This is a genomic window from Kitasatospora sp. NPDC058190 (assembly GCF_042883685.1).
GTDB lineage: Bacteria > Actinomycetota > Actinomycetes > Streptomycetales > Streptomycetaceae > Kitasatospora.
This window is the reverse complement of sequence record NZ_JBHVVI010000209.1, coordinates 1-8462: the sequence shown is the minus strand read 5'-3', so window position 1 is coordinate 8462 and position 8462 is coordinate 1. Positions and strand designations below refer to the sequence as shown.

Sequence of the window (8462 nt, the reverse complement as noted above, 5' to 3'; positions counted from 1 at the left end):
CGCTCGGCTGGGAAACCCCAGCCGAGCGCCTGCATAAACTGCTCGCGGCCTAATCAAACCAACCACGTGTTGCAACGACCCCTAGAAACCGCCTGTCGGCCGGGGGCTCTTCCGTGTTCCGGGAGCGCCGGCCTCAGCCGCCCGCGAGCGGCCCCGGGTCGGCGACGATGGCCCGCACCACGCCGACCGCCGCGCCCAGCAGCGGCCCGCGCCGGCCGAGCTTGGAGACCGTCAGCCGGTCCTCCGCCCAGGGCCGCACCGTCACCCGGGCGGTCAGCTCGCGGCGCATCGCCGGCAGCAGCCAGGGCGCCAGCCGGGCGTAGCCGCCGCCCAGCACCACCTCGGCCGGATCCAGCAGGTTGACCGCCCCGGCCGCCGCGATGCCGAGCGCCGAGCCGGCCCCGGCCAGCGCCGCCAGGGCCGGCCCGTCCCCGGCGCCGGCGCGTTCGGCCAGCAGGGTCACCCAGTCGCCGCGCGCACCGGTCAGCCCGGCCGCCCGCAGCACCGCCGCCTCGCCCGCGTACTGCTCCAGGCAGCCGTGCGCCCCGCAGGCGCAGCGCATCCCCTCCGGGTGGACGGGGACGTGGCCGAACTCGCCCGCGTAGCCGCGCGCGCCGCGCAGCAGCCGGCCGCCGACCACGATCGCCGCGCCGACCCCGGCCTCGGCGGAGATGTAGAGGAAGTCCTCCGGGCCCTCCTCCAACCACCGTTCGGCCAGTCCGCCGAGGTTGGCCTCGTTGTCCGCCTGGACCGACAGCTCGGCCAGGCGGTCCCCGGCGCCGCGCAGCGCCGGGCGCAGTTCGGGGGCCAGCGGGACGTCCTGCCAGCCGAGGTTGGCGGCCTTCTGGAGCACCCCGCCGGCGCCGACCGGTCCGGGCACGGCCAGGGTCAGTCCGGCCGGGCGCAGGCCCGACTCGGCGACGGCGGAGCGCACCAGCCGGGCGAGGTCGGCCATCACGGCGGCGGGCTGCCGGCCGCGGTTGACGACCTCCTGGCGCCGCCAGGCGCGGACCTCCCCGCGCAGGTCGACCACGCAGACGCCCAGGTGCCGGACGCCGATCTCGGCTCCGAGGCCGCCGGGCCCGAGCGGGTTGAGCCCGAGCGCGGTGCCGGGGCGGCCGACCTTGCCGCTGGGCGCGGCGGGGCCCTCCTCGACGACCAGGCCGGCGGAGATCAGCTGTTCGGCGAGCGAGGAGACCGCGGCCCTGGTCAGCCCGGTCTCGGTGGCCACCTCGGCGCGCGAGCGCGGGCCGCGCGCGATCACTCCGAGCACCAGGGCCAGGTTGGCCCGGCGCATCCCCTGCTGGCTGGCGGGCCCGGTCCGGACGCCGTCCGGCTCGCCGCGCATAATTCTCACCTCACGGTCTTACGAGACATCCCGTGGCATCTCGGGTGCAGCGTAACCCGGCCGCGCCCGCTCGGCGGGACCGGTGAAGACCCACCGCCGCACCGCCCAGAAGCGGAACAGCATCGCGACGAAGGTCCCGACGACCATCCCGCTGAGGAAGTCGGCGAACTCCTGGGTGAGCGGGTCGACGTACGGCTCGCGCAGGTCCAGGGCGTACCGGGAGAGCGCCAGCGGAACGTCGTTGACGCCGATCGCCACCGCGCTGACCAGGAAGAACAGCAGGGCCTCCCGCCCGCGTCCGTCGGTGCGGAAGGCCCAGCGCCGGTTGAGCACGTAGGAGACGGCGGTGGCGATCACCGTCGCCACCGTCAGCGCGGCCACCGGCTTGTGCTCCAGGACGGTGAACTTGAGCCCGAAGTCGATCACCACGGTGAGCACGAAGCAGCCGCCGCCGACCACCAGGAACTTCACCAGCCGGCGGTGCCGCAGCAGGAGCGGGCGCAGCCGGGCCGGCACCCGGGCCAGGACGCGCTGCGTGGGGGACGGCATCTCCGCAGTGTGGCACGCGCCGGGCCTGTCCGGCGGGCCCGGATGGATCCGCCGGACAGGCCCTGGCCGTCGGCCCTGGCGAGCGCTACGCCGCGGCGGCGACCAGCACCTCGGCCGGCTCCAGGGCCAGCTTCAGCACCTCCCGCACGTCCGACACCGGGTGGACGGTGAGCCGCTCCAGCACCTCGGCCGGGACGTCGTCCAGGTCGGCCTCGTTGCGCTTGGGGATGATCACCGTGGTGACCCCGGCCCGGTCGGCGGCGAGCAGCTTCTGCTTCACCCCGCCGATCGGCAGCACCCGCCCGGTCAGCGACACCTCGCCCGTCATCGCCACGTCGGTGCGCACCTTGCGGCCGGAGAGCAGCGAGGCCAGCGCCGTGGTCATGGTGATGCCGGCGCTCGGCCCGTCCTTGGGGACGGCCCCGGCCGGGACGTGCAGGTGGACGCCGCGGTCGCGCAGCGAGGTGACCGGCAGTTCCAGCTCGGCCCCGCGCGACCGCAGGAAGGAGAGTGCGATGTGCGCGGACTCCTTCATCACGTCGCCCAGCTGCCCGGTCAGCGTCAGCCCGGTGCCGCCGGTCTCGGCGTCGGCCAGCGAGGCCTCGATGTAGAGGACGTCGCCGCCGGCGCCGGTGACCGCGAGGCCGGTGGCCACGCCGGGGACGGCGGTGCGTCGCTCGGCGGGCTCCTGGGCGGACTCCGGCACGTGGTGCGGTCGGCCGATCAGGGCACGCAGGTCCTGCGCGCCGACCGTGGCGGGCAGCTCGCGCTCGCCCAGCTCGGCCTGTGCGGCGATCTTGCGCAGCACCCGGGCGATCGAGCGCTCCAGGGTGCGCACGCCTGCCTCCCGGGTGTACTCCCCGGCGAGCCTGCGCAGCGCCTCCTCGTCCACGCTGACCTGCCCGTCGCCCAGGCCGGCCTTCTCCAGCTGGCGCGGGAGCAGGTGGTCGCGGGCGATGACGACCTTCTCGTCCTCGGTGTAGCCGTCGAGCCGGACCAGCTCCATCCGGTCGAGCAGTGGCTCGGGGATGGCCTCCAGCACGTTGGCGGTGGCGAGGAAGACGACGTCGGAGAGGTCGAGCTCGACCTCCAGGTAGTGGTCCCGGAAGGTGTGGTTCTGCGCCGGGTCCAGCACCTCCAGCAGGGCGGCGGCCGGGTCGCCCCGGTAGTCGGAGCCAACCTTGTCGATCTCGTCGAGCAGGACGACCGGGTTCATCGAGCCGGCCTCCTTGATCGCCCGCACCAGCCGGCCGGGCAGCGCGCCGACGTAGGTGCGCCGGTGGCCGCGGATCTCGGCCTCGTCCCGGACGCCGCCGAGCGCGACCCGGACGAACGTGCGGCCCATGGCGCGGGCCACCGACTCCCCGAGCGACGTCTTTCCGACCCCGGGGGGCCCGACCAGGGCCAGCACCGCGCCACCCCGGCGGCCGCCGACCAGCCCGAGCCCCTGGTCGGCGCGGCGCTTGCGGACGGCCAGGTACTCGACGATCCGGTCCTTGACGTCGGTCAGCCCGGCGTGGTCGGCGTCCAGCACGGCGCGGGCACCGGAGATGTCGTACGCGTCCTCGGTGCGCTCGTTCCAGGGCAGTTCCAGGACGGTGTCCAGCCAGGTGCGGATCCACGAGCCCTCGGGGGACTGGTCGGACGCGCGCTCCAGCTTGTCCACCTCCTTGAGCGCCGCCTCCCGCACCTTCGCGGGCAGGTCGGCGGCCTCGACCCGGGCGCGGTAGTCGCCCTCCTCGTCGGCCGGGTCGCCGTTCAGCTCGGCCAGCTCCTTGCGGACGGCCTCCAGCTGCCGGCGGAGCAGGAACTCCTTCTGCTGCTTGGCCACGCCCTCCTCGACGTCCTTGCGGATGGTGTCGTTGACCTCCTCCTCGGCGAGGTGGTCGCGCAGCAGGGTCAGCGCGTACTCCAGGCGGGCGACCTGGTCGGCCTCCAGCAGCACCTTGAGCTTCTGCTCGGCGGTGACGAAGGGCGCGTAGCCGATGTTGTCGGCGAGTTCGCCGACGCCCTCGATCTGGGCCACCCGGTCGACGATCTGCCAGGCGCCGCGCTTGCGCAGCCACTGGGTGGACAGCGCCTTGTACTCCTTGACGAGCTCGGCGGCCCGCCCGGCCACCGGCGTGCCGACCGAGGACTCCCGGAACGGCGTGGTCTCCACCCAGAGGGCGGCGCCGGGGCCGGTGGTGCCGACCCCGATCCGGACCCGGCGCACGGCGCGCACCAGCGCCACCGGCTGCCCGGCGGTGTTGGGTCCGTCCGCCAGGCGGCCGACCTGCTCCACGGTGGCCAGCGTGCCGGCCGCCGCGTACGAGCCGTCCACCCGCGGGACCAGCAGGACCTGCGGCTTGCCGGAGCCGGTGACCGCGGCGCGGGCGGCCTCGACGGCGGCGCGCACCTCGGCGTCCTTCAGGTCCAGCGGCACGACCATGCCCGGGAGGACGACCTCGTCGTCGAGCGGCAGTACGGGCAGGGTGAGCGGAGTGGACGTCGATGCCATGATCTCTCCCCAGTCAGTGAACTTGAGTCGACCTGACTAAGGCCTGGCGCCCGCCGAATGTTCCCGGCGCTTTGTTCGCCATGAGCGAACGGGGAGGGCACGGGACGACCCGACGGACGGCACCGTCAAAAGCACGGGGAGAGGTCAGCCCGACGGGGGCGGCCGGTCGGTCAGCGCGCGGCGGACGGCCGCGCGCCGGCGCGCACCGCGGCGGGGGCCGACCCGGCCGCCGGGACCGTCGCCGAGCGTCGGCGCGGCCGGGGCGGGCGCCGCTCGGCCCCGCGCAGCCAGCGCCACAGCGCCACTCCGGCGAGCACCGCGGCCGGGTGCCCCACGGCCGTGACCACGTCCTTCTCGGTGGCGATCTGCTGGACGATCATCAACCCGGCGCCGCCCAGCGCCAGCAGCCGCCCGCGCCGGGGCAGCAGTCCGGCCACCGCGCCCAGGCAGGCGAGCACGCCGTAGCTGACCCCGATGTCCAGGTAGTCCATCGCCTCGGGCGCCATCCGCCCGCTCTCCACCGCGGTGATCACCACCCCCTGGGAGAGCAGCGTCGCGGACACGTGCCCGACCGCGAACACCGCCGCCGCCCGGGCCGGTCCGACCCTGCGCTCCAGCGGCGCGAGGGTGAAGGCGAAGCCCCACAGGTACGGCATCCACACGTTCCCGGCGACCCAGAACCCACTCAGCACAAGAGCGCGCAAAGGATGCTGGAGCAGGTTGTGGCCGTCCGAACTGGAGGCCTCCTGCAGCCGCTGGACGAGTTCCGGATCGGCGAGCGTGGCGAAGGTCGTGGTGGCGCCCACCACGGCGAGATATCCGAGCGTGAAGGGGTTGCGCCGAGGTGTCGGAACCCGTTCCAGCAGCCACTCGAAGACGCCGGTGCGCAGCCCGTGGCGGAGCATTCCGTACGGCACCCGCGCGGCCGCGCTCCCGTCGGCGTCGCGCCGCACTCCAGCCATGCCGCCTCCGCTCCACGCCCGCAGCCATCGGTCCTCGCCGCAGCCCAACGTACCGGCGCGGGGCCCTGATTCCACCCGGCGGAGCGTTGTCGTGGCCACGGTACGTCGAGGTTCTGAGAGGCAGCTGAGAAAAGCCCGTGAAGACCATTGCGCCGAGGACCGGCCGGATTACCGGTATAGGTCCAGACCTTCTTCCGATTGACGCGTCAGTAGGGCCTCTGACCGGCGACTTGGCGTCAACTCGACTGCATACGTACCGTTACGCAGTGAAAATTCGCCGGGTAAGGTATCGGCCCGTGCCCACTCGTGCAGTGGGCCCGCGGGCGGCCGGACAGCCGGCCCACGGGCCGGAAACGTCCGGTCCACCTGCCGGAAAGCATCCGCTGTCCGTACGCTGCGATGTGCGCGGGAGACGTGGACGGGGAACCACCCGTCCTCCACTCTCCTGGGCGCGCGACGGGACGGCGGACCCGGCACAGTCCACGACGGAACAAGACTACGAGCGGAGCCCCGCCATCCCCACAGGTGGCCGGCCCGCAGCCCTGGGGGCGGTGGCGTGACCGTGACAGAAATTCAGCAGGACAACCACAACGCCGGTGGCACGGTGAGCAGCCAGCGCAGAGTGCTGGTGGTGGAGGACGAGCCCACGATCGCGGAGTCGATCGCGGCCCGGCTGGGCGCGGAGGGCTTCAAGGTCGCCGTGGCCCACGACGGTCCGGGCGCGGTGGACGGCTTCCACACCTGGCAGCCGGACCTGGTGGTCCTGGACATCATGCTGCCCGGCTTCGACGGCCTGGAGGTGTGCCGCCGGATCCAGGCGCAGCGTCCGGTGCCGGTGCTGATGCTGACCGCGCGCGACGACGAGACGGACCTGCTGGTCGGCCTCGGCGTCGGTGCCGACGACTACATGACCAAACCGTTCTCGATGCGCGAACTGGCCGCCCGGGTCAACGTGCTGCTGCGCCGCGTCGAGCGCGCCCAGCAGGCCGCCCGCACGCCCGCGCTCGGCAGCCTGCGCTTCGGCGAGCTGGAGATCGACCACGTGCAGCGCCGGGTCCGGCTGGCCTCGGGCGACGTCCACCTGACGCCGACCGAGTTCGACCTGCTCGCCTGCCTGGCCGCCCAGCCGCGCGCGGTGCTCACCCGCGAGCAGCTGCTGGCCGAGGTGTGGGACTGGACCGACGCGTCCGGCACCCGCACCGTCGACAGCCACGTCAAGGCACTGCGGCGCAAGATCGGCGCCAGCTGGATCCGTACCGTCCACGGCGTCGGCTACGCACTGGAGGCCCCGCTCTCCTGACGGCGGGAGCTTCGGGCGACGGGCCACCGGGGGGCCCGCGTCCCGAGACCGCCGTGCCACCACGCGGGGATCACAAGGGACCAATGACCTTTCCACAGCAACGCAACGGGGACGCCGACGGCGCGCGCCCGCAGACGCTGGCCGCCCGCGCCGCCCGCCGGGTCTGGGCCGACATCCGCCCGCTCGACCCGGTCCGCTCGATCAAGGGCAAGCTCGCCCTGCTGGTGATCGTCTCCGTGTTCCTGGCCACCGGGATGGTGGTCGTGGCGATCCGGTCCGAGACCCAGATCCGGATCATCATGGTCTTCTCCATGATCGCCTCGCTGCTGTTCATGCAGTTCCTCGCGCACGGGCTGACCGCCCCCCTGCGCGAGATGACGGACGCCGCCCGCTCGATGGCCTCCGGCGACTACAGCCGCCGGGTCGAGGTGAACTCGCGCGACGAGATCGGCGAGCTGGCGGCCGCCTTCAACGCCATGGCCGCCGACCTGCAGGCCGCCGACCAGCACCGCCGCGAGCTGGTCGCCAACGTCTCGCACGAGCTGCGCACGCCCATCGCCGCGCTGCGCGCCGTGCTGGAGAACGTGGTGGACGGCGTCGTCCAGCCCAATCCGGCGACCCTCGAGGCCGCGCTGGAGCAGACCGAGCGGCTCGGCCGCCTGGTCACCCACCTGCTGGACCTCTCCAAGATCGACGACGGCGTGGTCGACCTGGACGCCCGCCCCTTCGAGGTGCGCGAGTTCCTGGACGGCGTGCTGCGCGGGGTCACCGTGGACGGCGCGACGGCCGGCGGCGCCTTCTCCAGACGCGGCGACGTCCGGCTGGCCCTGGAGGTCAACCCGGCCGGCCTGACCGCCGTGGCGGACCCGGAACGCCTCCACCAGGTGGTCGCCAACCTGGTCGACAACGCCTGCAAGCACTCCCCTCCCGGCGGCACGGTGACCGTGCGCGCCCGGCCCGAGGGCGAGGAGGGCGGCCTGCTGCTGGAGGTCCAGGACGAGGGCCCCGGCATCCCGCCGGCCGACCGCACCCGGGTCTTCGAGCGGTTCAGCCGCAGCGGCACCGCCACCGCCTCCGGAGCGGGCGCGGACGGCGGCACCGGGCTGGGCCTGGCCATCGCCCGGTGGGCGGTGGACCTGCACGGCGGGCGGATCGCCGTGGCCGAGTCCCCGAGCGGCTGCCGGATCGAGGTCCGGCTGCCCGGGCAGCGCTGAGCGGGCCGGGACATTTGTCACAGATCCGACACAGACGCACACGAAGGTCATCGGACGATCTGGCTGAGTTTTTGTCCGGTTTCGCCCTCATATGGGGGGCGGACGGGCCCGATCGGTTCCCCTCAGATACGGCTTTCTAACGTACTTTTTCAGCCAATCTGCAGGTCAGGACTGTGATCTGGGCGACGCCTGGGGCCCGGGGACTGCGCGATCACTGGTCAGGGGCGTAGCCTTAATCCCCGCTGTCCAAACATCCCAAAAGGAAGCGGAAGAGGGCGGTTGCCGCCGTGTCGCCACATCCTGAAACCCCCAGCTCGGCAAGCTCCACTGGCTTTGGTCCCAATGAGTGGCTCGTCGATGAGATCTACCAGCAGTACCTCCAGGACCCGAACTCGGTCGACCGAGCCTGGTGGGACTTTTTCGCCGACTACAAGCCCGGTACCGAGGTGACCCCAGTGACCCAGGCCGCGACCCAGGCCGGCCCCACGCCGACCCCTGCCGCTGCCCCCGCGCCCGCCGCTGCTGCTGCTCCGGCCGCGCCCGCCGCCCCGGCGGCTCCGGCCGCGCCCGCCGCCCCGGCGGCTCCGGC

General features: G+C 73.6%; 7 protein-coding genes. 3 read left to right on the top strand and 4 right to left on the bottom strand.

Going from position 1 to position 8462, the window contains the following annotated elements; genetic code table 11:
* Positions 1-133: 133 nt before the first annotated feature.
* The 4 genes from ACFVWU_RS43225 to ACFVWU_RS43210 form a co-directional block, all read right to left on the bottom strand.
* Positions 134-1348, bottom strand: coding sequence for an ROK family protein (locus ACFVWU_RS43225; RefSeq protein WP_387631851.1), 1215 nt, complete (start codon positions 1346-1348; stop codon positions 134-136).
* Between the two features lie 18 nt (positions 1349-1366).
* On the bottom strand, positions 1367-1897 hold the full coding sequence (locus tag ACFVWU_RS43220; protein WP_387631849.1) for a GtrA family protein: 531 nt from the start codon (positions 1895-1897) through the stop codon (positions 1367-1369).
* An 85-nt stretch (positions 1898-1982) separates the two neighbouring features.
* Entirely contained in the window at positions 1983-4397 is a 2415-nt protein-coding gene (gene lon / locus ACFVWU_RS43215; protein ID WP_387631847.1) for an endopeptidase La, read from the bottom strand.
* Positions 4398-4567: 170 nt separating this feature from the next.
* Positions 4568-5359 carry a rhomboid-like protein gene (locus ACFVWU_RS43210; protein WP_387631845.1) on the bottom strand — a complete coding sequence of 264 codons (792 nt, stop codon included), beginning with the start codon at positions 5357-5359 and terminating at the stop codon, positions 4568-4570.
* A gap of 562 nt (positions 5360-5921) precedes the next feature.
* Between ACFVWU_RS43210 and ACFVWU_RS43205 the strand changes: the two genes are divergently transcribed.
* The 3 genes from ACFVWU_RS43205 to ACFVWU_RS43195 form a co-directional block, all read left to right on the top strand.
* Positions 5922-6659 carry a response regulator transcription factor gene (locus tag ACFVWU_RS43205; RefSeq protein WP_181970677.1) on the top strand — a complete coding sequence of 246 codons (738 nt, stop codon included), beginning with the start codon at positions 5922-5924 and terminating at the stop codon, positions 6657-6659.
* An 83-nt stretch (positions 6660-6742) separates the two neighbouring features.
* Positions 6743-7873 (top strand): sensor histidine kinase, encoded by a 1131-nt coding sequence (locus tag ACFVWU_RS43200; protein ID WP_387631843.1) that lies wholly within the window; start codon positions 6743-6745, stop codon positions 7871-7873.
* A gap of 287 nt (positions 7874-8160) precedes the next feature.
* A partial coding sequence (locus ACFVWU_RS43195) for a hypothetical protein (RefSeq protein ID WP_387631840.1) occupies positions 8161-8462 on the top strand: 302 nt, incomplete at its 3' end.